This is a genomic window from Pseudomonas sp. EU05-FHT14B02 (assembly GCF_058791055.1).
Window position 1 is genome coordinate 77,792 of record NZ_JBYTDD010000015.1, and the last position, 25,668, is coordinate 103,459.

The 25,668-nt window shown below is 60.0% G+C and carries 21 protein-coding genes and 2 tRNA genes; 5 read left to right on the forward strand and 18 right to left on the reverse strand.

The genetic code is table 11. From position 1 onward, the window contains the following. Positions 1-15: 15 nt before the first annotated feature. The 5 genes from AC3WTM_RS15515 to rnr all read right to left on the reverse strand — a co-directional run bounded on the left by AC3WTM_RS15515 (position 16) and on the right by rnr (position 5,324). Complete coding sequence (locus AC3WTM_RS15515; RefSeq protein ID WP_102669267.1) at positions 16-909, reverse strand: YybS family protein; 894 nt, start codon at positions 907-909, stop codon at positions 16-18. Positions 910-945: 36 nt separating this feature from the next. Beyond that, entirely contained in the window at positions 946-1,176 is a 231-nt protein-coding gene (rpsR, locus tag AC3WTM_RS15520; RefSeq protein ID WP_002551829.1) for a 30S ribosomal protein S18, read from the reverse strand. Between the two features lie 28 nt (positions 1,177-1,204). Next, the gene (gene rpsF / locus AC3WTM_RS15525) at positions 1,205-1,627 is read right to left on the reverse strand and encodes a 30S ribosomal protein S6 (protein ID WP_008048087.1); all 423 of its coding nucleotides are present in this window, start codon (positions 1,625-1,627) and stop codon (positions 1,205-1,207) included. A 305-nt stretch (positions 1,628-1,932) separates the two neighbouring features. Continuing rightward, positions 1,933-2,700 (reverse strand): 23S rRNA (guanosine(2251)-2'-O)-methyltransferase RlmB, encoded by a 768-nt coding sequence (rlmB, locus tag AC3WTM_RS15530; protein ID WP_007973273.1) that lies wholly within the window; start codon positions 2,698-2,700, stop codon positions 1,933-1,935. Further along, on the reverse strand, positions 2,697-5,324 hold the full coding sequence (gene rnr, locus AC3WTM_RS15535) for a ribonuclease R (RefSeq protein WP_056725446.1): 2,628 nt from the start codon (positions 5,322-5,324) through the stop codon (positions 2,697-2,699). Before rnr ends, rlmB begins: the two co-directional genes overlap by 4 nt. Positions 5,325-5,549: 225 nt before the next feature. On the opposite strand from rnr, the gene AC3WTM_RS15540 reads away from it, so the two are divergent. The 4 genes from AC3WTM_RS15540 (at position 5,550) to AC3WTM_RS15555 (ending at position 8,738) form a co-directional block, all read left to right on the forward strand. Beyond that, a tRNA-Leu gene (locus AC3WTM_RS15540) sits at positions 5,550-5,636 on the forward strand. A gap of 167 nt (positions 5,637-5,803) precedes the next feature. Next, a tRNA-Leu gene (locus tag AC3WTM_RS15545) sits at positions 5,804-5,890 on the forward strand. A 272-nt stretch (positions 5,891-6,162) separates the two neighbouring features. Next, complete coding sequence (locus AC3WTM_RS15550; protein WP_102669269.1) at positions 6,163-7,173, forward strand: extracellular solute-binding protein; 1,011 nt, start codon at positions 6,163-6,165, stop codon at positions 7,171-7,173. Next, positions 7,173-8,738 carry an ABC transporter permease gene (locus AC3WTM_RS15555; RefSeq protein WP_102669270.1) on the forward strand — a complete coding sequence of 522 codons (1,566 nt, stop codon included), beginning with the start codon at positions 7,173-7,175 and terminating at the stop codon, positions 8,736-8,738. Before AC3WTM_RS15550 ends, AC3WTM_RS15555 begins: the two co-directional genes overlap by 1 nt. A 116-nt stretch (positions 8,739-8,854) precedes the next feature. Here AC3WTM_RS15555 and AC3WTM_RS15560 read toward each other — a convergent pair whose 3' ends face one another. From AC3WTM_RS15560 to AC3WTM_RS15615, 12 genes are all read right to left on the reverse strand, one after another. After that, positions 8,855-10,789: a methyl-accepting chemotaxis protein gene (locus AC3WTM_RS15560; RefSeq protein WP_102669271.1), complete on the reverse strand. Its 1,935-nt coding sequence runs from the start codon at positions 10,787-10,789 to the stop codon at positions 8,855-8,857. 150 nt (positions 10,790-10,939) lie between these two features. After that, positions 10,940-12,229 carry an adenylosuccinate synthase gene (locus tag AC3WTM_RS15565; protein ID WP_007973267.1) on the reverse strand — a complete coding sequence of 430 codons (1,290 nt, stop codon included), beginning with the start codon at positions 12,227-12,229 and terminating at the stop codon, positions 10,940-10,942. Between the two features lie 54 nt (positions 12,230-12,283). Beyond that, positions 12,284-13,471 carry an ATP phosphoribosyltransferase regulatory subunit gene (locus tag AC3WTM_RS15570; protein WP_007973265.1) on the reverse strand — a complete coding sequence of 396 codons (1,188 nt, stop codon included), beginning with the start codon at positions 13,469-13,471 and terminating at the stop codon, positions 12,284-12,286. A 312-nt stretch (positions 13,472-13,783) separates the two neighbouring features. Beyond that, on the reverse strand, positions 13,784-14,653 hold the full coding sequence (gene hflC / locus AC3WTM_RS15575) for a protease modulator HflC (RefSeq protein ID WP_056725458.1): 870 nt from the start codon (positions 14,651-14,653) through the stop codon (positions 13,784-13,786). Continuing rightward, positions 14,653-15,828 (reverse strand): FtsH protease activity modulator HflK, encoded by a 1,176-nt coding sequence (gene hflK, locus AC3WTM_RS15580; RefSeq protein ID WP_102669272.1) that lies wholly within the window; start codon positions 15,826-15,828, stop codon positions 14,653-14,655. The genes hflC and hflK overlap by 1 nt, the downstream gene beginning before the upstream one ends. A gap of 96 nt (positions 15,829-15,924) precedes the next feature. Then, entirely contained in the window at positions 15,925-17,226 is a 1,302-nt protein-coding gene (gene hflX, locus AC3WTM_RS15585; protein ID WP_102669273.1) for a ribosome rescue GTPase HflX, read from the reverse strand. A 12-nt stretch (positions 17,227-17,238) separates the two neighbouring features. Beyond that, positions 17,239-17,499, reverse strand: a complete 261-nt coding sequence (gene hfq, locus AC3WTM_RS15590) for an RNA chaperone Hfq (RefSeq protein ID WP_003221112.1) — start codon at positions 17,497-17,499, stop codon at positions 17,239-17,241. 93 nt (positions 17,500-17,592) lie between these two features. Then, the gene (miaA, locus tag AC3WTM_RS15595; protein ID WP_102669274.1) at positions 17,593-18,564 is read right to left on the reverse strand and encodes a tRNA (adenosine(37)-N6)-dimethylallyltransferase MiaA; all 972 of its coding nucleotides are present in this window, start codon (positions 18,562-18,564) and stop codon (positions 17,593-17,595) included. Continuing rightward, positions 18,564-20,474: a DNA mismatch repair endonuclease MutL gene (gene mutL / locus AC3WTM_RS15600; RefSeq protein WP_102669275.1), complete on the reverse strand. Its 1,911-nt coding sequence runs from the start codon at positions 20,472-20,474 to the stop codon at positions 18,564-18,566. The genes miaA and mutL overlap by 1 nt, the downstream gene beginning before the upstream one ends. Then, on the reverse strand, positions 20,471-21,901 hold the full coding sequence (locus AC3WTM_RS15605; RefSeq protein WP_102669276.1) for an N-acetylmuramoyl-L-alanine amidase: 1,431 nt from the start codon (positions 21,899-21,901) through the stop codon (positions 20,471-20,473). The genes mutL and AC3WTM_RS15605 overlap by 4 nt, the downstream gene beginning before the upstream one ends. Then, positions 21,902-22,372 (reverse strand): tRNA (adenosine(37)-N6)-threonylcarbamoyltransferase complex ATPase subunit type 1 TsaE, encoded by a 471-nt coding sequence (tsaE, locus tag AC3WTM_RS15610; protein WP_102669277.1) that lies wholly within the window; start codon positions 22,370-22,372, stop codon positions 21,902-21,904. Continuing rightward, positions 22,360-23,859, reverse strand: coding sequence for an NAD(P)H-hydrate dehydratase (locus AC3WTM_RS15615; protein ID WP_102669278.1), 1,500 nt, complete (start codon positions 23,857-23,859; stop codon positions 22,360-22,362). Before AC3WTM_RS15615 ends, tsaE begins: the two co-directional genes overlap by 13 nt. Positions 23,860-23,922: 63 nt before the next feature. On the opposite strand from AC3WTM_RS15615, the gene queG reads away from it, so the two are divergent. Next, entirely contained in the window at positions 23,923-25,002 is a 1,080-nt protein-coding gene (gene queG / locus AC3WTM_RS15620; RefSeq protein WP_102669279.1) for a tRNA epoxyqueuosine(34) reductase QueG, read from the forward strand. Here the strand turns inward: queG and AC3WTM_RS15625 are convergent. Further along, a complete protein-coding gene (locus tag AC3WTM_RS15625; RefSeq protein ID WP_090452809.1) occupies positions 24,984-25,595 on the reverse strand; it encodes a trimeric intracellular cation channel family protein in 612 nt (203 codons plus the stop codon). The two genes, queG and AC3WTM_RS15625, sit on opposite strands and share 19 nt — an antisense overlap. Positions 25,596-25,668 lie beyond the last annotated feature (73 nt).

The following is a 25,668-nucleotide window of genomic DNA, read 5'->3' on the forward strand; positions in this document are numbered from 1 at the left end:
AAATCCTCTTAACTTTTAACCTTCACCGTTCGCGCTATCGGCATCTTTCGGTGCCGAACGACCGCGAAAATCAATCAGGCTGTCGACGATGGCCAGGACCACCAGCAACGGATAGATCAGCTGCATGAACAGCAACAGCGTCACGTACAACCCCACCAGCCAGAACCTGGCCAGTCGCTTCTGCGCCACCAGCCCGTGAATCAGGGCCAGCCCGGCGAACACCAGCGGTACGCTGCACAACGGCGTCAACATGGCCATCTGTGAACCGAGATTCGGCCCCAGAAGCATGCACGCCAGCAGCAACATCGCCGGCAACAGCGGGATGCGGATGGCGCGAAACTCGCGACCAAAACCGCCCGGGTTGTACAACAACGCCTGCCAGTAACGCCCGACAAGCAGGCTCAGCAAGCTGACGATTTGCAACAAAGCCGCTATCAGGCCGGTCAGGACCGGTGCAATCAGGGACGCGAAACGCGCTTGTTCGTCTACCGACAACTTCTGGTAGACATCACCGAGTAGCGACGGCATGACTTTGATCAAAGCCTGCGCCAGCATCTCGATCTGGGGAGCAAAAGCTGTCCCCAACACCACTGAAAACACCACTCCCATCGCTATGCTGACCAGCAGCACGCGGTTCCAGGACTCGCTTGCGCGCAAAACCAACGCAAGGCTCGCAGACCCCAGCAGCACCAGAAGTGCCCGTGGGTCGTCGGAGTAAAGCCACCAGGCCAATGCCGGCAGCAGTCCCAGAGCAAGAACGCCCAGGGCGTCCCTCAATCCGCGCCGCAGGAGCACAAGGCATCCGGCGGCAGCACCCAACCAATACAACAACGGCAATGCCGCGCATCCAGCCACTACCAGAGTGGCCTGCACACGGCCGCGCATGATGAACTCAGCTATGGCCCGCATGCATTCAATCCTTTGCTACGTGTCGACTGCCCGGTCTCAGCGGCCGTGGCTGTCGGTGTAGGCCAGCAGGGCCAGGAAGCGGGCGCGCTTGATAGCGGTGGCCAGCTGACGCTGATAACGAGCTTTGGTACCGGTGATGCGGCTTGGAACGATTTTGCCGGTCTCGGATACGTAGGCTTTCAGAGTGTTGAGATCTTTGTAATCGATCTCTTTCACGTCTTCAGCGGTGAAGCGGCAGAATTTACGACGACGGAAGAAACGTGCCATGTAATTGGCTCCTTAAAAGGTCCGTGGATTACTCGTCAGCGTTATCGCTGTTGTCGCTGTCATCACTATCAGCGCTTTCAGCGCCTTCGTGCTCAGGACGGTCGCGACGCTCACGGCGCTCACTGCGGTTTTCTTCAGCCTTGAGCATCTCGGACTGGCCGGTAACGGCTTCGTCGCGACGGATGACCAGGTTACGGATCACTGCATCGTTGTAGCGGAAGTTGTCTTCCAGCTCGGCCAGGGCCTTGCCAGTGCACTCAACGTTCAGCATCACGTAGTGAGCCTTGTGAACATTGTTGATTGCGTAGGCCAGTTGACGACGGCCCCAATCTTCCAGACGGTGGATTTTGCCGCCGTCTTCTTCGATCAGCTTGGTGTAACGCTCAACCATGCCGCCGACTTGCTCGCTTTGATCCGGGTGGACCAAAAAGATGATTTCGTAATGACGCATGAATGCTCCTTACGGGTTGTAGCCTGCCGCTCAAAAGCGGTCAGACAAGGAGTGAATGACACTTATGGACTTGCGGACGCTAGACACGTTGGTGCCTGCCATCACAGCAAGGGGCGCAATTGTAGAGAAGGGGCGAGGGAGGCGCAAGGTAATTGGTGATTATTTGAACAACCCCAATCTTTCCCTCACTACAAAAACACTGTGGGAGCGAGCTTGCTCGCGATGGGGTCGCAACATTCGACATTAATGCTGAATGTTACACCGCTATCGCGAGCAAGCTCGCTCCCACAGGGACTGCAACTGGATCAGGACTTCTTGGCAGCAGCCTTGGCTTTGACGCTACGCTGACGCTGCGCTTCGAACAGGCAAACGCCGGTCGCCACGGAAACGTTGAGACTGCTGACGCTGCCGGCCATCGGCAGGTTCACCAGGTAGTCGCAATGTTCGCGGGTCAGGCGACGCATGCCCTTGCCTTCGGCACCCATGATCAGGATGGTCGGGCCGGTCAGATCCTGGTCATACAGGCTGACCTCAGCTTCACCGGCCGTGCCGACAACCCACAAGCCGCGCTGCTGGAGCTTTTCCAGGGTGCGCGCCAGGTTGGTCACGGCAACCAGCGGAATCACTTCCGCCGCACCGCAGGCGATTTTTCGTACAACCGGAGTCAGAGTCGCCGACTTGTCCTTCGGCACGATCACGGCCAGCGCGCCCGCCGCATCGGCGGAGCGCAGGCAGGCGCCGAGGTTGTGCGGATCAGTCACGCCGTCGAGCACCAGCAACAACGGTGCGCCGTCGGTGCGATCGAGCAGCTCGTCGAGCATCGCCTCGCCCCAGACCTGGCTCGGACTCACGTCCGCGACCACACCCTGGTGCACACCTTCAACCCAGGCGTCCATTTCACGGCGCTCGGCCTGGCCGACCTGGACCCGGTTTTCGTTGGCCAGTTCGATCAGTGTCTGGACCCGAGGGTCATTGCGACCTTCGGCCAACCAGATCTGCTTCACGCGTTTCGGGTGGTGACGCAACAACGCTTCTACAGCATGTACGCCGTAGATCTTTTCCAACTGACTCATGGCTTGGCCTTAGGTTTACGCGCCCCGCCACTCTTGGCTGGAGCCGAGCCCGCTTTTGGCGGACCTTTACGATGTTTGCTCGGTTTGGCTGGCTTGCCGCCGACAGCCTTGTCAGGCGTCGACCGACTGGTCTTTCCCCCAGACGCCGCTTTACCGCCGCTTTTCGCACCGGCGAGCAACGCCTGTTTCATTTCACGACTTTTGCGCACTTCGGCGTTTTTCGCCGCCGCATCGCTCGGGCGATAGGCCTCTACAGCCTTTTCCTTGGCAGGACGACGACCGGTTTTCGCCGGGGCCGGTTCTGCTTCGACCTTCGCAGCGGGTGCTGTACTTTCGGTACCACGCTTCTTGCGGCCGATCGGCGCGCTGATGGTTTTCTCGGCCATCTCGAAGTCGATCTTGCGTTCGTCGAGGTCGACGCGCATGACACGCACTTCCACGGTATCGCCCAAGCGGAAGCTGCGACCGGTACGCTCACCGGCCAGGCGGTGGTGCACAGGATCGAAGTGGTAGTAATCGCCCGGCAGCGCGGTGACGTGCACCAGGCCTTCGACGTAGATATCGGTCAGTTCGACGAACAGACCAAAACCGGTCACGGCGGTGATCACACCCGGGAACGACTCGCCAACGCGATCTTTCATGAACTCGCACTTGAGCCAGTTCACTACATCGCGGGTCGCTTCGTCGGCACGGCGCTCGCTCATCGAGCACTGCTCGCCGAGTTGCTCCAGGGCCGCTTCGTCGTACGGATAGATGCGCGCTTTCGGAATGGTCATCGCACCGGCACGGCGAACGTGCGGGGTGTTCTGCTTCGAATGGATCACGCTGCGGATCGCCCGGTGCGTGAGCAAGTCCGGGTAGCGGCGAATCGGCGAAGTGAAGTGGGTGTACGCCTCGTAATTCAGGCCGAAGTGGCCCTGGTTGTCGGCGCTGTACACCGCCTGGCTCAACGAACGCAGCATGACAGTCTGGATCAGGTGGAAATCCGGACGATCCTTGATGCCGGCCAGCAGTGCCTGGTAATCCTTCGGCGACGGACCGTCCTTGCCTTTGTGCAGGGACAGGCCGAGCTCGCCGAGGAACGCGCGCAGCTTTTCCAGGCGCTCCGGTGGCGGACCATCGTGAACGCGATACAACGCCGGAATTTCGTGTTTCTTCAAGAATTCGGCGGTGGCCACGTTGGCCGCCAGCATGCATTCCTCGATCAGCTTGTGCGCATCGTTGCGCACGGTCGGACGAATTTCGGCGATCTTGCGCTCGGAACCGAAAATGATCCGGGTTTCCTGGGTTTCGAAATCGATCGCGCCACGTACATGACGGGCCGCCAGCAACACCTTGTACAGCGAGTACAGCTGCTTGAGGTGCGGCACCACGTCAGTGTATTCACCGCGCAGCTTGCGCCCTTCGGTGGCTTTCGGCGTTTCCAGCATCGCGCTGACCTTGTTGTAGGTCAGACGGGCATGGGAGTGGATCACCGCCTCGTAGAAGCAGTAGTCGGTCATTTCGCCGGACTTGGAGATGGTCATCTCGCAAACCATGGCCAAGCGATCGACTTGCGGGTTCAGCGAGCACAAACCGTTGGACAGTTGCTCAGGCAGCATCGGAATCACGCGCTCGGGGAAGTACACCGAGTTGCCGCGAACCTGAGCCTCGGCATCCAGCGCCGAGCCGAGTTTCACGTAGCTGGATACGTCGGCAATCGCCACGTACAACTTCCAGCCACCGGAGAACAGGCGCAGCTTGCCCGGACGGGCTTCGCAATAGACCGCATCGTCGAAGTCGCGGGCATCTTCGCCGTCAATGGTGACGAACGGCAGATGACGCAGGTCGATGCGCTTCTCTTTGTCTTTCTCTTCGACTTCCGGCTTGAGCTTGCCGGCTTCCTTGAGCACGGCGTCAGGCCAGACGTGAGGAATGTCGTAGGTACGCAGGGCAACATCGATTTCCATGCCCGGCGCCATGTAGTTGCCCACGACTTCAACCACGTCGCCTTGCGGCTGGAAGCGTGGCGTCGGCCAGTGAGTGATCTTCACTTCGACGAACTGACCGATCTGCGCGTTGGCGTTACGACCCGGCGTCACCAGCACTTCCTGCTGGATCTTCGGATTGTCCGCAACCACGAAACCGATGCCGCCCTCTTCGAAGTAGCGGCCGACGATGGTTTCGTGAGCGCGGGACACCACTTCGACGATCATGCCTTCGCGGCGACCACGACGGTCCAGGCCGGATACCCGGGCCAGGGCACGGTCACCATCGAACACCAGACGCATCTGCGCCGGGCTCATGAACAGGTCGTCACTGCCGTCGTCCGGCACCAGGAAGCCGAAGCCGTCGCGGTGACCGCTGATGCGACCCAGGATCAGGTCAAGCTTGTCCACCGGCGCATAAGTGCCACGACGGGTATAGATCAGTTGAGCATCGCGCTCCATGGCGCGCAGACGGCGGCGCAGGGCTTCGATCTGGTCTTCTGTGGTCAGACCAAACTCTTCGACCAGTTGCTCGCGGTTAGCAGGCGAACCTCGATCAGCAAGGTGCTGAAGGATCAGTTCGCGGCTAGGAATGGGGTTTTCATATTTTTCCGCTTCACGAGCGGCCTCGGGATCGAGGGACTGCCAATCGGCCATTAGAGAGTTTTCACCTTGTCTATATGCGGGTTAGTTTGGCATAGGCGTAATGAAACGGGAAATTTCAAGCTAAGACGACCCATCTAAAGCCCTGTATCGACACATCAAAGCTGAATTGCAGACCGCTGGTGAATTTTTTCAGGTTTTTTTGAAGCCGGGGGTTTACAGTTAAAAAGACGCTCCGTATAGTGCGCGCCATCGACGACGGACAACGTTGCCGATACTGCCCAGATGGTGAAATTGGTAGACACGCCAGCTTCAGGTGCTGGTGACCGCAAGGTCGTGGAAGTTCGAGTCTTCTTCTGGGCACCAATTTCGAGCTTGAGATTAGTTCAATTTCAAGGCTCACACAAAAACCCGCGAAAGCGGGTTTTTGCATTTTTGACCGCTGGTTTATTAATTTTAAAATCAGGGGTTTACAGATCAAAACGCTCTCCGTATAGTGCGCCACATCAACAGCGGCGACGCTGAAGATGAATGCCCAGATGGTGAAATTGGTAGACACGCCAGCTTCAGGTGCTGGTGACCTTACGGTCGTGGAAGTTCGAGTCTTCTTCTGGGCACCAATTCAAATTCAAGGTCGTAACCTTGGATTTCACAAAAACCCGCGAACGCGGGTTTTTGCGTTTCTGGCATTTGAAAACATCCCCTCTCCCTTGTAGGAGCGAGCTTGCTCGTGATGGATTCGCAGGCAACGCATTTCTCCAGACGCCCCTCGTTTTCGTTCACGCCCATCGCGAGCAAGCTCGCTCCTACAGGATTTATCGACGCATTTGAGAAGCAATATCGTTTATCATTGTTGCAAGTTATTGCAATGTGACAGTGAGGAACCCTGCGAATGATGTTTCGAAATACCCTGCGCCGCGGCCTGATCACCACCCTCCTCGGCCTGGCACTCGCCACTCCCCTCACTCAAGCCGCCGATCCGGTTGCCCTGACCCTCTACAACGGCCAGCACAAAGAAGTCGGCGATGCGGTCGCCAAGGCCTTCGAAGCCAAGACCGGGATCCACGTCAATGTGCGCAAAGGCAGCAGCAACCAGCTCGCCAGCCAGATCGTCGAAGAAGGCGATCGCTCCCCCGCCGACGTGATCTACACCGAAGAATCGCCACCCCTGAACAAACTCGGCGAACAAGGCCTGCTGGCCAAGACTGATGACGCCACATTGGCCGTTTTGCCCAAGGAATACGTCGCCGGCAACGGCACCTGGATTGGCGTGACCGCCCGGGTGCGCGTCGTTGCGTTCAACCCCAAGCTAATCGATGAAAAAGACCTGCCGACCTCGGTGATGGAATTCTCCGATCCGAAATGGCAAGGAAAGGTCGGCTTCGTGCCCACCAGCGGCGCGTTCCAGGAGCAAGCGGTGGCGATCATCAAGGTGCACGGCATGGACGCAGCCGAAGAGTGGCTGACCGGTCTGCGAGCATTCGGCAAGACCTACAGCAACAACATGGTTGCGCTGAAAGCGGTGGAAAATGGCGAAGTCGCCACCGTGCTGGTGAACAATTACTACTGGTTCGCCCTGCTGCGTGAAAAAGGCCAACTCGACTCGAAACTGCATTACTTCAGCGGTGGCGATGTCGGCGGACTGATCACGGTTTCCAGTGCTGCGGTGCTCAAATCCAGCAAACACCCCAAGGAAGCACAGCAGTTGCTCGCCTACATGGCCAGCGAGGAAGGCCAGCGCGTGATCACCCAGACCACCGCCGAATACCCGCTGCACAAAGGCATGGAGTCTGATCGCGGACTCAAGTCATTCAGCGAGTTGCAAGCGCCGAAAGTCACGCCAGCCGACCTCGGCAATGCCGAAGAAGCCCTGGACCTGGAACGTGACGTTGGCTTGAACTGATGAGCGCATCGCTATCTGCCACCAGCCTGCGCAGTAACAACGTGCCCCGCCGCAAGCGTCCTCCCATAGGGTTGGTGTTGCCGGTCTTGCTTTTGGTCGTCCTCAGCCTCCTGCCGCTGGCCTATGTCGGACTCAAAGCCTGGCAAGCAGGCTGGGCAGAAGCACTGCATTTGCTATGGCGACCTTATGTGTTCGGCTTGCTGCGCAACACACTCGCACTGATGATTGGCGTCACCATTGTTTGCGGGGTGATCGGTATGTCGCTGGCCTGGCTGCTCGAGCGCAGCAATCTGCCGGGGCGACGATTGTGGGGCGTGATTCTCTGCCTGCCGTTTGCCGTACCGGCCTTTGTCAGCAGCTTCACATGGGTTTCCCTCAGCGCTCATTTCGAAGGGCTCGGCGGGGCGATCCTGGTGATGAGCCTGTCCAAGTATCCGTTGATCTTTCTGCCCGTGGCGGCAACCTTGCGCAATCTCGATCCATCCCTGGAAGAGTCGGCTCGCACATTGGGGCAAAATCGCTGGGGCGTGTTCTTTCGCGTCACCCTGCCCCTGCTCTGGCCTTCGCTGCTGGCGGGTTCGTTGCTGATTGCCCTGCACATGCTGGTGGAGTTCGGCGCCTTGTCGATCATCGGCCTGCAAACCTTCACCACGGCGATCTATCAGCAGTTCGAGTTGGAGTTCAGCAATGCCAACGCGGCGATGCTCTCCGCCGTACTGCTGACGTTGTGCCTGGCGCTGCTGTGGCTGGAGCTGCGCGTGCGGGGCAAGGGTCGACACATGCGCACCGGACAGGGTGCAGCGCGACGCGCGGAACAGGTTCAACTGGGATCCTGGGCTGTGGCGGGACAGCTTTACTGCCTGTTGCTGGCAATCATTGGCAGCGGGATTCCGCTGGGGATGCTGGTCTACTGGTTGGCGGTGGGAACATCAGCAGCCTTTCCTGTAGCGGCAATCGGCGAAGCATTGCTGTCGTCCCTCGCACTGTCGCTGGGTGGCGCGGCTCTGTGCCTGGTGCTGGCGGTGCCGGTCGGCCTGCTGGTCGTGCGCTACAAAGGCCAACTGGCGATCTGGGCCGAGCGCCTGCCCTATCTGCTGCATGCGCTGCCGGGGCTGGTCATTGCCCTGACCCTGGTGTATTTCGCCCTGCACTACGTGCCGATGCTCTACCAGACTTCGGCATTGCTGCTGATCGCCTATGCCCTGCTGTTTCTGCCGCTGGCCCAGGCGCCGATCCGCACCGCCCTGAACAAGGCGGCACCGCAGCTTGAGGAGGCAGCACGCACGCTGGGAGCCTCGTCATTCAGTGCCTTCTGCCGAGTGACACTGCCGATTATTTTCCCGGCAATGGGGGCTGCTTTTGCCCTGGTGTTCCTGGATGCGATGAAGGAGCTGACGGCGACCTTGCTGCTGAGCCCCACCGGGCTCAATACCCTGGCGACGGAAGTCTGGGCGCATACCGCGAATGTGGAGTTTGCGGCGGCGGCGCCTTATGCGGCGCTGCTGATATTGGTGTCGGGCCTGCCGGTCTATTTGCTGACGACCCGGATGTATCTGAGTCGCTAAGACCGTCATCGCGAGCAAGCTCCCACAGGTTTCGATGGTGGACACAAAGTTTGTGAACACCCCGGATCAAGTGTGGGAGCGAGCTTGCTCGCGATGAGGCCATCCCTGAAACAGTATTAAGCCCTGAACTGCCCCAGGCTCGCCTTCAACTGCGCCGCCAGACCATCGAGCACTTTGCCGCTCGCCGTAGTCTCCACGACAGCTTGCGCCGCTTTCTCGGCCTGGGCATGAATGGTCTGCACCCGCCCCCGAACTGCCTGCGCGCCCTGCGCCTGATGCGCTGCAGCCTGGGTAGCCAAACCGATCGCCGCATGGACCTGCTCGACGGATGCCTGCACCGACTGCTGCAACCGCGCACTGTCACGCAGCACCAGTAAACCCTCATTGGCTTGACGCCCGGCCTGACCAATCGCCGCCACAGCCTCTCGTGCACCTTGCTGCAAGGCCACGATGTGCGCCTGAATATCGCCGGTGGAGCTCTGCGTCTTGCTCGCCAGCGCCCGCACCTCATCGGCCACAACGGCAAACCCGCGCCCGGTCTCGCCCGCACGCGCCGCCTCAATCGCCGCGTTCAGCGCCAGCAGGTTGGTCTGTTCGGCGATACCATGAATCACCGTCAGCACCACCTCAATTTGCTCACTTTGCTGCGCCAGGCGCTCGATCACTTGCGCGCCAGTATTGACCTGACCCGCCAGTTCCTCGATCAGGCTGCCGACTTTCGCCGAGGTCCGGGTGTTTTCATCGGTGGCCTGACGAATGTCCACCACCTGCTTCAGCGCCGCCTGCATGGCATGGCTTTCCGACTGCGCCTCATCAGCCATTTGCGACAAGGCGCGCAAACTCTCCGCCACCTCGTCGCGCTGCATGCCAGCCGCTGCGTCCGCACCGGCGTTGCGCAAGGTCATGGCGCCGATCTCCACGCCGGTACGCTGGGCGACATCCCCCGCCTCACGCACAATCGGCTGCAACTTATCCACAAAGCGATTGACCGCCGAGGCCATGTCGCCGATTTCATCCTTGCTGTTGATCTGCACGCGCTTGGTCAGATCACCCTCGCCCGCCGCCAGGTCATCCATGGCAACGATCAGCATTTTCAGGCGATTGACCACTCGGCGACCGAGCACCACCGCCAACAACAGCAGGACACCGAAGCCCACCACCGCCAGACACACGCCGATGCGCCAGCGCAATGTCGTAGCAGCTTCCTGCACAGTGCTGGTGGTATTGGCCTTCATTTCCGCCGCCGTGGACTGCGCCGACTGCAGACGCGAGCGCATGGCTGTTGCGCTGTCAGCAGCCGCACCCTTGAGGCTGTCGCCCACCAGTTGATCGCTGCTGGCGATCAACGCCGAGAAGCGCTTGTCGAGGGCCGCCAGATCAGTCTCCACGGAAGCCGTCGAGACCCCCATCAGGACCTTGCCGATTTCTACGCCGTTAGGATTGATCGGAGCCTCGATGTAGAACACCGAAGGATCGTTCTTCGCCGCATCCAGCACCTTGTCCAGCGCACGCTCGCCCTGGCCTTTTTCCAGCAGCGCCTTGTTGATCGGATTTTCCCGATTGAGGTAGCGCGTCAGGTGCTGGCCGGTGGCGTCGTCATACACCACGAACAGCACATTGGGATTGCGCTGGGCCCGGCGGGCGAACTCGGAAAGTGTCGGAATGTCGTTGTCCCACATGGCGCGAGGTGCGACGGAAGCCAGAAGCTGCGCCATGTCGCTGGCGGAGTCCTTCAGGTCCTTTTCCAGGGTCGAACGCAATTGCGCCTGCTCCTGCTCAAGACGCGAGGACAAACCGGCTGTCAGGCGCTGACGCGTACTGGTAGAGAGACTGTCGAGGCTCGACGTGACTTCGCGTCCCGCCTGCTCAAGCTCAGCGGAAAGCTTTTGACTGTCCGCGCCCAGGCGCAGGCCCAGTTCGGCTTCCAGCGCGGTCACCGTGCTCCGGGTCAGAGCGACAGCTACCAGCACCTGCACCAAAAGGGCGATACCAAGGGTAACGAACACGGGCCGCAACAAACGGCTCTGTAACAATGAGAGAACGGCCGACACTTGATATCCCTCTGCAAAAGCGCCATTAAATTGATGGCACGCCAAAAGTGACGTTTTAGGCAAAGCTGATAGCAAAGGTCATGCCGTCCAGCAGGCATAAACGACAAAGGCCCCAATGAAGGGGCCTTTGTGTTTTACATCAACGACTTATCAAGCAAACGGATGGCGCAGGACGATGGTTTCGTTGCGGTCCGGGCCCGTCGAAATAATGTCGATCGGCGCGCCGATCAGCTCTTCGACGCGCTTGATGTAAGCACGGGCGTTAGCTGGCAGCTCTTCCAGGGTTTTGGCACCCACGGTCGATTCGGTCCAGCCCGGTACTTCTTCGTACACAGGCTGCAAGCCCACATAGCTGTCAGCATCAGTCGGGGCAACGGCCTTGCCTTCTGCATCCTTGTAGCCGACGCAGATGTTGATGGTCTCCAGACCGTCGAGCACGTCCAGCTTGGTCAGGCAGATGCCCGAGATGCTGTTCACATCGATAGCGCGACGCAGGATAACGGCGTCGAACCAACCACAACGACGGGCACGGCCGGTAGTCGCGCCGAACTCGTGACCTTGTTTGGCCAGGTGTGCGCCGACTTCGTCGAACAGCTCCGTCGGGAATGGACCCGAACCTACACGGGTGGTGTAAGCCTTGGTGATGCCCAGGATGTAGTCCAGGAACATAGGGCCGACACCCGAACCGGTAGCAACGCCGCCAGCGGTGGTGTTGGAACTGGTCACGTACGGGTAGGTACCGTGATCGATGTCCAGCAACGAACCTTGGGCGCCTTCAAACATGATGTCTTTGCCAGCACGACGCAGGTCGTGCAGCTCGGCAGTCACGTCCAGCATCAGCGGCTTGAGCAGCTCAGCGTATTCTTTGCACTCGGCCAGGGTCTTGTCGAAGTCGATGGCTGGCTCTTTGTAGTAACCAACCAGCATGAAGTTGTGGTAATCCACCAGTTCACGCAACTTGTCTTCAAAGCGCGGCATGTTGAGCAGGTCGCCAACACGCAGGCCACGACGTGCAACCTTGTCTTCGTATGCCGGGCCGATGCCACGACCGGTAGTACCGATCTTCAGCTCGCCACGGGCCTTTTCACGAGCCTGGTCCAGCGCAACATGGAAGGACAAGATCAGCGGGCAGGACGGGCTGATGCGCAGGCGCTCGCGCACTGGTACGCCCTTCTCTTCCAGCTTGGTGATTTCCCGCAGCAGAGCGTCAGGTGCAACCACCACGCCGTTGCCGATCAGGCACTGCACGCCCTCGCGCAGCACGCCCGACGGAATCAGGTGCAAGACGGTCTTCTCACCGTCGATCACCAAGGTGTGGCCAGCGTTGTGGCCACCTTGGTAGCGCACTACGGCGGCAGCATGTTCGGTCAGCAGATCAACGATCTTGCCTTTGCCCTCATCACCCCATTGGGTGCCCAGGACTACGACATTCTTACCCATAACACTTGTCCTCATTCGCGCAAACTTGGTGCCGGCGGCAGCCGGCAGGAAAACTCAAGAAGCCAGTGGCGATACTTGCCAAAGCCCGTTCTGCTGAATCAATTGCCGGTCGCAGTCCGCTTCACGGGCGGCGGCCAAAGGTTGTCCAGGCAAAGCCTGAACGACACGCTGACCCTCACTGCGCAACTGGCAAACCTGCTGCCAGAGTGCCGCATCCGTACTGTCAGGCATCCAGATACCGCCAGACGGTAGCTCGATCTCAGCACGCCCCAGGGTCACCAGGGTTTTCAAATCGGTGGAGAAGCCAGTCGCCGGACGGGCGCGACCGAAGTCGGCGCCGATGTCGTCGTAACGACCGCCCTGGGCAATGGACTGGCCAACACCCGGTACGAACACAGCGAACACCACACCAGTGTGGTAGTGGTAACCACGCAGCTCGCCCAGGTCGAAATACAGCGGCAGCTCAGGGAAACGCACGGACAGCCGCTCGGCAATCGCCAGCAAGTCGTCCAGCGCGGCCAGAACAGGGGCCGGCGCCTTGGCCAGACGCTCGCGGGCCGCAGCCAGCACTTCACGACCGCCACACAGGTCGACCAACGCCCGCAGCATGCCCGACAGATCGGCAGGCAAGCCTTCGGTCAAGGTAATGACCTCGTCGATGGCCTTACGTTGCAGGGCATCGAACAACTGCTGCTCGACTTCACCGGACAAACCGGCAGCACGGGCCAGGCCGCGATAGATGCCAACATGACCGAGGTCCATGTGCACATCCGGCACATCGGCCAGTTGCAGCATGGCCAGCATCAGGCTGATGACTTCGACGTCACTGCTCGGACTGCCGTCGCCGTACAACTCGGCACCCAGTTGAATCGGGCTGCGCGAGGAAGACAGGGCGCGAGGCTGCGCGTGCAGAACACTACCGGCATAGCACAGGCGGCTTGGGCCTTCACGACGCAGGGTGTGCGCATCGATGCGCGCCACTTGCGGTGTGATGTCGGCGCGGAAACCCATCTGACGGCCCGATTGCGGGTCAATGACCTTGAAGGTGCGCAGATCCAGGTCCTGGCCCGCGCCGGTCAGCAGGGATTCCAGGTACTCGATATGGGGAGTTACGACAAACTCGTAACCCCAGCTCTGGAACAGATCCAACACCTGACGACGCGCGACTTCAATACGCGCAGCTTCCGGTGGCAGTACTTCTTCGATGCCATCTGGCAGAAGCCAGCGGTCTACCGTTGCCATTACGCCTTCCCCTATCTCCGGGCGACCAGCCTGTCGGCGAGCCTTGAGTGAAGCAGAAAATGGTCGGCTTGCGCACAAACTACGCGCATGAGCGACGGAGCGAAAAGCCCTTCTACCGGCTTCGCCAACCACTTTCCTCGAAAAACTGTCGAGCCAATCGGCCCGGCATCTGCTTGAAAACAGCAATCAAACATGCAGACGCAAAAAAGCCGGGAATTTCCCGGCTGCCGCATCATACACACGTTTTCCCAAAGGATCACCCCGCCAGAGGTTTTAGCCGCCCGGCGGGGGATAAATCAGGTCAACGCCGTATCAAGGCTTGGCTTTTTCCAGGTAATGGAAGAAGTCGCTGCTTGGGTCGAGGACCAAAACGTCGGATTTGTTCGCGAAGCTTTCACGGTAGGCGCGCAGGCTACGGTAGAACGCGTAGAACTCCTGATCCTGACCATAGGCCTTGGAGTAGATCGCAGCAGCCTGGGCATCGCCGTCACCGCGAACCTCTTCGGATTCACGATAGGCTTCAGCCAACAGCACGCGGCGTTGACGATCAGCGTCGGCACGGATGCCTTCGGCCAGCTCGTTACCCTTGGCGCGGTGCTCGCGAGCTTCACGCTCACGCTCGGTGCTCATACGCTCGAACACACTGCGGTTCACTTCTTTCGGCAGGTCGATGGTCTTGACCCGAACATCGACCACTTCAATGCCCAGCTCTTTCTCGGCCATCTTGTTCAGCGATGCCGTGATATCCGCCATCAGCGCATCACGCTCACCCGACACCACTTCGTGCAGGGTGCGCTTACCGAACTGGTCACGCAGGCCCGATTCCAGACGACGGGAAAGACGCTCGTCGGCGATTTGCTTGAGGCCGGAAGTCGCGGTGTAGTAACGCTCTGCGTCCTTCACGCGCCACTTGGCGTAGGCATCGACCATCACGGCTTTCTTTTCCAGCGTCAGGAAGCGCTGCGTCGGTGCATCCAGCGTCATCAGGCGTGCGTCGAATTTACGCACCTGGTTAACGTAGGGCACTTTCACATGCAGGCCTGGCTGAACATCGGTCTGGACCACGCGACCGAACTGCAGCAACACCGCACGCTCGGTCTGAGCCACAATGTAGAAGCAGTTCCAGGCAGCGATAGCCACGACGACGCCGACAATAAGGGCGATCAGCGATTTATTGCTCATCAGCGACTCTCCCTGGTACGTGCTGGCTGTTGCTGCAGATCAGCTGCCGCACGCGCATTCGCTTCATTGCTGGTGGCTGCCGCACTGCTCACCTGGGTGCTGGTGTTGCGACCACTTTCGACCATCTTGTCCAGAGGCAGGTACAACAGGTTGTTCTGGCCGTTCTTGTTGCCGGTCACGAGAACCTTGCTGGTGTTGGTGAAGACTTCCTGCATGGTGTCCAGGTACAGACGCTGGCGGGTGACTTCAGGGGCCTTGCGGTACTCGGCGACCAGCTTGGTGAAGCGGTCGGCCTCACCCTTGGCGCGCGAGACGGTCTCGTCACGGTAACCGTTGGCATCCTCAAGGATACGCTGGGCCTGACCACGAGCTTCCGGCACGACGCCGTTGGCATAGGTTTCGGCCTGGTTGCGCGAACGCTGCTCGTCTTCACGGGCACGGATCACGTCATCGAAGGCTTCCTGGACCTCACGCGGTGCCGCTGCGCTCTGAACGTTGACCTGGGTGACGGTGATACCGGTGCGATACGTGTCCATGAAGCGTTGCAGACGCTCCTTGATCTCGCTGGCCATCAACTCACGACCTTCGGTCAGCACCTGATCCATCGCGGTGGAACCCACCACATGGCGCAAGGCGCTGTCGGTCGCGTGCTGCAGGCTGATTTCCGGCTGATCGACGCTCAGCACGAAATCCTGCAGGTTGCTGATCTTGTACTGCACGGTCAGCGGCACTTCGACGATGTTCTCGTCTTCGGTCAGCATCTGGCCCTGCTTGGTGTAGGCACGCTCACGCGTGACGTTCTCCATGTACTTCTTGTCGATCGGCGGGAAGTAGATGTTCAGGCCTGGCCCCACGGTTTCGTAGTACTTGCCGAAGCGCAGCACCACAGCTTGCTCCTGCTCGTCGACGACATAGACCGCGCTGTACAGCCAAACGGCCGCCAACACGACCAGACCGATGCCGAGCAAGCCGCCAAAGCCGCCACTCTTGCCCGGACCACCGCCGTCGTCGCCACCACGTTTTTTACCACCACCGAACAAACCGTTCAGGCTTTCCTGCAGCTTTCGGAAGGCCTCGTCGAGATCTGGTGGCCCCTTGCGGTCGCCGTTGTTACGACGCTTGCCACCCCAAGGATCCTGATTATTCGAGTTGCCACCCGGCTCATTCCAAGCCATAGCGCTCTCCATCTGATAAAGCAAAGACGCACCCACGGCGCGCCGACCAATGCTACAGAATGCCTGTCACCACGGCACAACCGCTTTCTCAGGCTTTTATTGCAAAGTGTGTTGCTCGATGAATTCCATCGGCTGCAATCCCTCGCGGCTTACCAGTCGATTCAACTCGACCCGGGGCAAACGAACGGCCAGCAAACTGATGCCTTCTTCGTCGTGTTCTTCTTTCTGCACCGCTCCGAGTTCGAAGAACTGCGCACGCAGTCGAGCGAATCGTTGCGGCAAGCGCAAGGTACCGACAAACAAATCACTGCCCAGTAACTCGGCAATGGCTTGCTCAAGCAATTCCAGACCACTGCCATCACGCGCCGACAGCCAGACCCGTTGGGGCTTGCCGTTTTCGTCGCGCTGGATTTGTGGTTCAACGCCTTCAAGCAAATCGAGTTTGTTATAGACCTCGAGGATCGGCAAGTCCTGCGCACCAATCTCGCCGAGCACCACCATTACCTGCTCGATCTGCAACATGCGATCCGGTTCGGCCGCATCGATCACGTGCAACAACAGATCGGAGTTGCTCGACTCTTCGAGGGTAGACCGAAATGCTTCGACCAGCTTGTGGGGCAAGTGGCGAATGAAACCCACAGTGTCCGCCAGGACAATCGGCCCCAGATCGTCTATATCCAGACGACGCAGGGTCGGGTCCAGCGTGGCAAACAATTGGTCAGCTGCGTAGACGTCGGATTTCGTCACGTTATTGAAGAGCGTGGATTTACCGGCGTTGGTGTACCCCACCAGGGACACGGTAGGAATATCCGCACGCGATCGGCCACGGCGCGACTGTTCTCGCTGGCTGCGCACTTTCTCCAGCCGACCCTTGATCTGCCGCAGGCGAATTCGCAGCAAACGGCGGTCGGTTTCCAGTTGGGTTTCACCCGGGCCACGCATACCGATACCGCCACCTTGGCGCTCAAGGTGAGTCCAGCCACGAACCAGCCGGGTGCTCATGTGGTCAAGCTGGGCCAGTTCGACCTGGAGCTTGCCTTCATGGGTACGGGCGCGCTGGGCGAAAATATCGAGAATCAGACCGGTACGGTCGATCACGCGACACTCGAAAACACGTTCGAGGTTACGTTCCTGACTGGGTGTGAGGATGTGATTGAAAATCACCAGATCGGCCTGTTCGGCTTTGACCAGGTCGCGCAGTTCCTCGACCTTGCCACTGCCAATCAGGGTCTTGGCAGTTGGCCGATGACGCGGCACGTTAAAAAACGCGACCGTCTCGGCACCCGCCGAATTAGCCAATTCCTGAAACTCCTGCGGATCTTCGCGCGCCTCAGGGTCCTGTCCATCCAAGTGAACGAGGATTACTCGTTCACCACCACCGTGGCGCTCAAAGAACAAAGGAGACTCCTATCAGGCGTTACCTGGCTCAGCGTCACCTGCATCGGATTCGGTTGCGCTAGGCAGACGAATTGGACGAACCGGCACCACTGTAGAGATCGCGTGTTTGTAGACCATCTGGCTGACGGTGTTTTTCAGCAGGATAACGAACTGGTCGAAAGACTCGATCGTGCCTTGCAGCTTGATACCGTTGACCAGGTAGATGGACACCCCAACTTTCTCTTTACGTAAAGTATTCAAGTAAGGGTCTTGTAGCGAATGCCCTTTTGACATGTGCCGCACTCCTTTAAGGATTCAATATAAAAAATAGGTAATCAGATGGCTTTGGCCGTCACACCCCCAAGGATAGACGGCAATTGCAAGGACTCAGCTCAATATGGAGATGGTCCCAAGGTATTTCAAGGCGCGCGGCAGATTGTCGCAATCCAGACTGTCCAGCCAATGCAGATCAGTCCAACTGCGCAGCCAGGTGAACTGGCGTTTCGCCAATTGGCGCGTGGCAATGATTCCACGCTCCTGCATCTCGGCTGACGTCAGCTTGCCATCCAGGTAGTCCCAGACTTGGCGATAGCCTACTGCACGTATAGACGGCAACCCGGCATGCAGGTCACCTCTATTACGCAGGGCTACGACCTCGTCAATGAATCCCTGTTCCAACATTAAAGTGAATCTTTGTTTAATTCGCTCGTGCAGTACCTGACGATTTGCCGGAGCAATGGCCAAGTTCGCGACAGTATAGGGCAATTGTTGCAGTCCCGAAGCGGCTGCTTCAGTACTTTGCGCAGATTGTTGCAAACGCAGGGCGGTCATGCTTTGACCGCTGACACGATAAACTTCCAGCGCTCGACTCAATCGCTGGGGATCGTTCGGATGTATTCGAGCCGCGGACTCCGGATCGATCACCGCCAATTGTTCGTGCAAGGCTTGCCAGCCAAGGCGCGCAGCCTCTTCTTCGATTTGCGCACGGACCTCGGGATCGGCAGCCGGCATATCTGCCAGACCTTCAACCAAAGCCTTGTAATAGAGCATGGTGCCGCCCACCAGCAGCGGAATTTTTCCCCGTGCGGTGATATCGGCCATGGCTTCCAGGGCGTCACGGCGGAAATCCGCAGCCGAATAGCTCTCGGCAGGGTCGAGAATATCGATCAGACGATGCGGATATTGCGCCAGCAGCTCTTTGGAAGGCTTCGCGGTGCCAATGTCCATGCCACGGTAGACCAGCGCCGAATCGACACTGATCAACTCGCAAGGCAGGACCTTGGTGAGCTCGATGGCCAGGTCGGTCTTGCCGGCGGCGGTTGGGCCCATCAGGAAAATCGCAGGTGGGAACTGGCTCATCAACGACCGCGCAAGAACAATTTGTCCAGATCGTCCAGACCCAGCTGGGTCCAGGTCGGTCGGCCATGGTTGCATTGACCACTGCGCTCGGTGTTTTCCATGTCGCGCAGCAGACCGTTCATTTCCGGCAACGCCAACCGCCGATTCGCACGAACCGCGCCGTGGCAGGCCATGGTCCCGAGCAATTCGTTCAGGTGCGCCTGAATGCGGTCGCTGGTGCCGAACTCCATCAGGTCAGCCAGGACGTCAGCGACCAGCCGGTTGGCTTCGGCCTGTTTGAGCAGTGCCGGAATCTGCCGTATCGCCAGGGTTTCCGGGCCCAGACGCTGCAATTCAAAGCCCAGGCGCTGGAAACAGGCGACATGCTCCTCGGCGCAATCGGCTTCACGCTGACTGACGGCCAGGGATTCCGGCACCAGCAATGGCTGGCCGCTCAGGCCCTCACTGGCCATCGCCACCTTCAGACGCTCATACATGATCCGCTCGTGGGCGGCGTGCATGTCCACCAGCACCAGGCCCTGAGCATTTTCCGAAAGAATGTAGATGCCCTTGAGTTGTGCCAGTGCATAACCGAGCGGTGGGATGTCGTCCTGCCCGGCCGGCAGCGCGACGGCATTGGCCTCGGGCAGCGGTGCAAAAAACTCGCGATAGGCGGCCTGCGCTTCGGCGACAGGTGTACCGGACTGCGGTCGCGGCGTGTATTGATATTGATAACCCGCGCCAGCACCCGAACCCGCCGGAGTATTGAACGACGGCTGAGCCTGAGGCTGTTCCAGCAGCGCATTGGCGGCCAGGCGCATTTCGCCCTGGGGTCCGAATTCACCGGCTTCGAGGCCGGTAGGCCGGACGATGGCCGTGGCAACCGGCGCCGCCAGTTGATCGTCGGGGCGCACATCGCCCAAGGCGCGATGCAAGGTGCCGTAGAGGAAGTCGTGAACCATGCGCCCTTCACGGAAACGCACTTCGTGCTTGGTAGGGTGCACGTTGACATCGACGCCGGTCGGATCGACTTCGAAAAACAACACGAAGGTCGGATGCCGACCATTGAACAGCACGTCGCGATAGGCCTGGCGTACCGCATGGGCCACCAGTTTGTCGCGCACGGCACGGCCATTGACGAAGAAATACTGCAAATCGGCCTGGCTGCGGTTGAAGGTCGGCAGGCCAACCCAGCCCCATAGATGCAGGCCGTTGCGCTCGATTTCGATCGGCAGTGCCTGCTCCAGGAAACCCGGCCCGCAGATCGCCGCCACGCGCCGGGCACGGGCCGCGTCATCATGGGCCTCGTGCAGGCTGAGGATGGTCTTGCCGTTATGGCGCAGGTGGAATGCCACATCGAAGCGCGCCAGGGCCAAGCGTCTGATCACTTCTTGCAGGTGATCGAATTCGGTTTTTTCGGTCTTGAGAAACTTGCGCCGCGCCGGCGTGTTGAAGAACAGGTCGCGCACTTCAACCGAAGTGCCCACCGGGTGGGCCGCTGGTTGCACACGGGGCGCCATGTCACGGCCCTCGGTCTCGACCTGCCACGCCTGATCGGCGTCGCGGGTGCGGGAGGTCAAGGTCAGGCGCGCAACGGAGCTGATCGATGCCAGGGCCTCGCCGCGAAACCCCAGGCTCATGACCTGTTCGAGGTCTTCCAGGTTGCGGATCTTGCTGGTGGCGTGACGGGCCAGGGCCAACGGCAGGTCATCGGCGGAAATGCCACTGCCATCGTCCCGTACCCGCAGCAGCTTGACGCCGCCCTGCTCCACATCGACATCGATGCGTTTGGCGCCGGAGTCGAGGCTGTTTTCCAGCAGTTCCTTGATCACCGAAGCCGGGCGCTCGACCACCTCACCCGCGGCAATCTGGTTCGCCAGCCGCGGGCTGAGCAACTCGATGCGAGCGCTGTTATTCACGGCCTCATTCATTCTTTGGCCGCCAGTTCAGTGCCCGGAATGGTCAAGTGTTGACCAACCTTGAGTTCATCGCTCGACAGGTTGTTGGCGCTGCGCAGGGTGGCCGGCGTAACCTGATAACGAACGGCGATCATCGCCAGCGTCTCGCCAGGGTTTACCCGATGGTCACGTGGACCTTGGGCGATTTTTCCGGAATCACGCAGCCAGGCAATGTAAGTGCCTGGCGGCGGGTTCTGTTGGAAGAACTGGCGCACACCGCTGCTGATCGAACGCGCCAGCGCCTGTTGATGGCTTGACGCTGCAAGCTTCGAGGCTTCGTTGGCGTTGGAGATGAACCCGGTTTCCACCAGGATCGACGGAATATCCGGCGACTTCAGTACCATGAACCCGGCCTGTTCAACTCGCTGCTTGTGCAGTGGCGTGACCCGACCGATGTTGCTCAAGACTTTCTGGCCAACATTCAGGCTGGAGGTCAAGGATGCGGTCATCGACAAGTCGAGCAGCACGCCGGCGAGCATGCGGTCTTTGTCATCGAGGCTGACGTTGCCGGCACCACCGATCAGGTCGGAACGGTTTTCGCTGTCGGCCAGCCAACGGGCGGTCTCGGAGGTCGCGCCGCGATCGGACAGGGCAAATACCGAGGCACCGAAAGCGGCGGCAGAAGGCGCAGCGTCGGCGTGGATCGAGACGAACAAGTCGGCGCCTTTCTTGCGGGCGATTTCGGTACGGCCGCGCAATGGAATGAAGTAGTCGCCGGTACGGGTCAGTTCCGCACGGAAACCTTTCATGCCGTTGACCTGGCGTTGGGTTTCGCGGGCAATCTGCAGTACCACGTCTTTCTCGCGCTGGCCTCGGGAGCCGGAAGCCCCCGGATCTTCGCCACCGTGACCGGCGTCGATCACCACAATGATGTCGCGCTTGCCAGCAGGGGCTGGCGGTAACTTGATTGCAGGCTCTGCAGGCGTGACCGGCACGGCAGGCACCGTGGCGACCGACGGTGTCGGCGCTGGCGCAGGCGCGGCGTCTGCGGCGTTATCGAACAGGTCGACCACCAATCGGTTACCGTACTGAGCGTTCGGCGCCAGGGAGAAGCTTTTCGGCGTCACGGCCTTTTTCAGGTCGATGACCACCCGCAGGTCCGTTGGCGTGCGCTGGGCCGAGCGCATGGCGGTAATCGGGGTGTTCGAGGTATTGACGTTGAGCGGCGCACCGAGGGTCGCGCCATTGATGTCGATGACCAGGCGATCCGGAGCCGTCAGGGTAAAGACGCTGTGTTGCACCGGGCCGGTCAGATCAAACACCAGTCGCGTGTTGTCCGGTGCCCGCCACAGACGAACACTGTTGACCTTCGAATCGGCCACAGCGTCGACGGTCACCGCCAAGAACAACACCCCTACGGCAGCCACCAACGCGCGAAAGCGCATACCTAACCCCATCATCTATTTGGATTCCAATGCCAAAGCGGCACACCAGGCCTCGCCACGCGAGCCCTGGGATAAAATTTTCAGCGAACGCCCGCTGTCTTGCGGGCTAATGGTAATGGTCAGGTCAGGCTTTGGCAAAAAGCCTGCACCTTTATCGGGCCATTCGATCAGACACAGGGCATCGTCTTCGAAGTAGTCGCGGATACCAAGGAACTCTAGCTCTTCCGGATCGACCAGACGGTACAAATCAAAATGGAAGGCGCGAATGTCACCGATCTCGTAAGGTTCGACCAGGGTGAAGGTCGGGCTTTTGACTGCCCCGACATGCCCCAGACCGCGAATGATGCCTCGGGACAACGTGGTTTTGCCCATCCCCAGGTTGCCCTCAAGGAAGATCAGGCCATGGCCTTGGGTGATTCGGGCAATGCATGCGCCAAAGTCGCTCATGGCCTGTTCATCGGCCAGGTACAGGGTTACTTCAGACACGGTGCTTGCTCCTCCAACAACTGACGAATGGCTGGGATCAGATCACTGGCCGCCAGCCCACGGCCCAATTTTCCTTGTTGCTCGCCGGCATTGGCGTGCAGCCAGACCGCCAGGCAAGCCGCGTCGAACGGTTCCATGCCCTGGGCCAGCAATGCGCCGAGCAAACCGGCCAGCACGTCGCCCAAACCGGCGGTGGCCATGGCCGGGTGCCCCTGATGACACAGCGCCAGACGTCCATCGGGATGGGCGATCAGGCTGCCGGCACCTTTCAGGACGACGACCGCTGTATATTTTTTACTCAATGCATGGGCTGCGGCGGGACGGTCAGACTGAACGTCGGCAGTGCTCACCCCAAGCAGTCGCGCAGCCTCTCCTGGATGCGGGGTGATCACACAACCCCTGGGCAGATCGACCTGTCCACCCGCCAACAGATTCAAGGCATCGGCATCCCAGACTTGCGGCAAAGGCGCATTGGCCGCAGCCGACAGCAGGCTGCGCCCCCACCCTGCCTGACCCAGGCCCGGCCCGACCACCAACACCGATACCTTCTCAAGCAACCCCATCAGTTGATTGGCCGACGACGTGCCCAGCACCATGGCTTCCGGAATTCGAGAAAGCGCTGACGAAACGTGTTCCGGACGGGTGGACAGCGAAACCATGCCCGCGCCGCTGCGCAGAGCACTTTGTGCACTCAGCAAAATTGCCCCACCGTAACCGCGATCACCGCCAATGAGCAGCACATGGCCGAACTTGCCTTTGTGGGATGCCGGTGCCCGGGACACCAGACGCGGCAGGTTAGCGATACACAAGCGCCGAGCCGTGAACGCAGTACCGTTCAGCAACTGCGGATCAGCCTGCAGATCGTTGAACACCAACTCACCCGTCACATCCGCGGCATCACCGGTGAACAACCCCACCTTCAAGCCAATGAACGTGACCGTCAGGTCGGCATGCACGGCATGACCAAGGATGCGGCCCGTATCCGCGCACAACCCTGACGGAATATCCACCGCCGTAACCGGCAGTCCGCTGGCATTGATCGCAGCGATGGCGCTGACATAGGGTTCACGCACGTCACCGCTCAGACCGGTGCCAAGCAAAGCATCCAGCACAATGCCGCGCAATCCGGATTGTGCCGTCCAGGGCTCAATGAGCACCTGTTCAGACACCGCCTCGGCATGGGCCGACGCCGCATCACCCTGTAAGCGCTGCGGATCGCCCACCGCCAGCACCCGCACCAACCAACCGGCACGTTGGGCCAGTACGGCCACCAGGTACCCGTCGCCAGCGTTGTTGCCATGTCCGGCCAGCACGCTCAGCTCGTTTGCCGTCGGCCACTGTCTCACCAGCGCCCGCCACGTCGCCCGCGCCGCGCGCTGCATCAATTCGAAGCCCGCCGTGCCGGCGGCGATCAGGCTCGAGTCGAGTGCTCGCACCTGGGCGGCGCTATACAGCGCGTCGGGTAATTCATCTTTAGTGTGCGGCATGCGTCTTCGAGCTCCGATGTCTGGCAGAATTATACGCACCTCAGCCCCGGTTTCTCTCGTCTCATGCCCGCTATTACCACAGATCTTCCCGCCCTCGCCCAATCCATCAAGGACTGGGGCCGCGAGCTGGGCTTTCAGCAAGTCGGCATCAGCGGCCTCGACCTGGCCGAGCATGAGCAGCACCTGGAGCGCTGGCTCGAAGCCGGCTACCACGGCGAAATGGATTACATGGGCGCCCACGGCAGCAAACGCTCGCACCCCGAAGAGCTGGTGCCGGGCACTTTGCGCGTGGTGTCCTTGCGCATGGATTACTTGTCCGGCGACACGCAGATGGCAAAAATGCTCGCCCAACCGGAAAAAGCCTACGTCTCGCGTTATGCCCTGGGTCGCGATTACCACAAGCTGATCCGCAAACGCGTGCAACAACTGGCGGAAAAAATTCAGGCGCAGATCGGCCCGTTTGGCTACCGCGCCTTCGTCGACAGTGCCCCGGTACTGGAAAAAGCCATCGCCGAACAGGCAGGGCTTGGATGGATCGGCAAAAATACCCTGGTCTTGAACCGCAAGGCCGGCAGTTACTTTTTTCTCGCCGAACTGTTCGTCGACCTGCCGCTGCCGGTCGACCCACCCCATGCCACCGAACACTGCGGGCGCTGCAGCGCCTGCCTCGACATCTGCCCGACCAACGCCTTCGTCGGCCCCTATGTGCTGGATGCCCGACGCTGCATTTCCTACCTGACCATCGAACTCAAAGGCGCGATCCCTGAAGAACTGCGGCCACTGATCGGCAACCGAGTGTTCGGTTGCGATGACTGCCAGATTGTCTGCCCATGGAACCGCTTCGCCCGCCCTTCAGGTGAAAGCGATTTCAAGCCGCGGCACAATCTGGACAATGCCGGGCTGGCGGAACTGTTCATGTGGGATGAAGAGAAATTCCTGAGCAGCACCGAAGGCTCGCCGCTGCGCCGGACGGGCTATGAAAACTGGTTGCGCAACCTGGCGGTAGGCCTGGGCAATGCGCCTTCAACGATTCCGGTGCTGGAAGCGCTGAAGGCGCGACGGGAACATCCTTCGGAACTGGTACGTGAACATGTCGCGTGGGCGTTGCGGCAACACGCCGAACGTCAGGCTTCGTCGTTATAAACAAACTTGGGCATTTCCCAATGAAAACGGATCGCCAGCAAGCGCAGCAGAAAACCGCCGAACAAGGTGATCAGAATCGATTGTTCATCGGGTAATTGCAGATAAATGCAGAGCATGTAGCACCACGCCGCGGCGAACGAAACGCTGGCATAAAGCTCACGCCGGAAGATCAGCGGAATATCGTTGCAGAAAATGTCCCGCAGGATGCCGCCGAAGACGCCGGTGATCACCCCGCTAACGGAGGCGACCAACATGCCATGGCCCATTTCCAGGGCAGTGATGCAGCCGATCAGGGTGAACGCCACCAGCCCCATGGCGTCGAGCACCAGGAACAGTGAACGCAAATGCCGCATCCAGCGGGCCGTGAACACTGTGATCATCGCGGCTGCCGTGGTCAGCACCAGATATTCCGGGTGTTTGACCCACGTCAGAGGGTAATGCCCGAGCAGCACATCGCGCACCGACCCGCCACCCAACGCCGTGACGCAAGCGATCAGCACCACACCAAACCAGTCCATGCCCCGTCGGCCGGCAGATAGGGCGCCCGTCATGGCTTCGGCGGTGATGGCGATCAGGTAGAGCATCAGCAGCATAGTGGCGGTCCTTGCAGAAAGGCGCGCAGTCTACTCAGTTCACCAAAGCCCACAACCCCTGTAGGACCGTGGG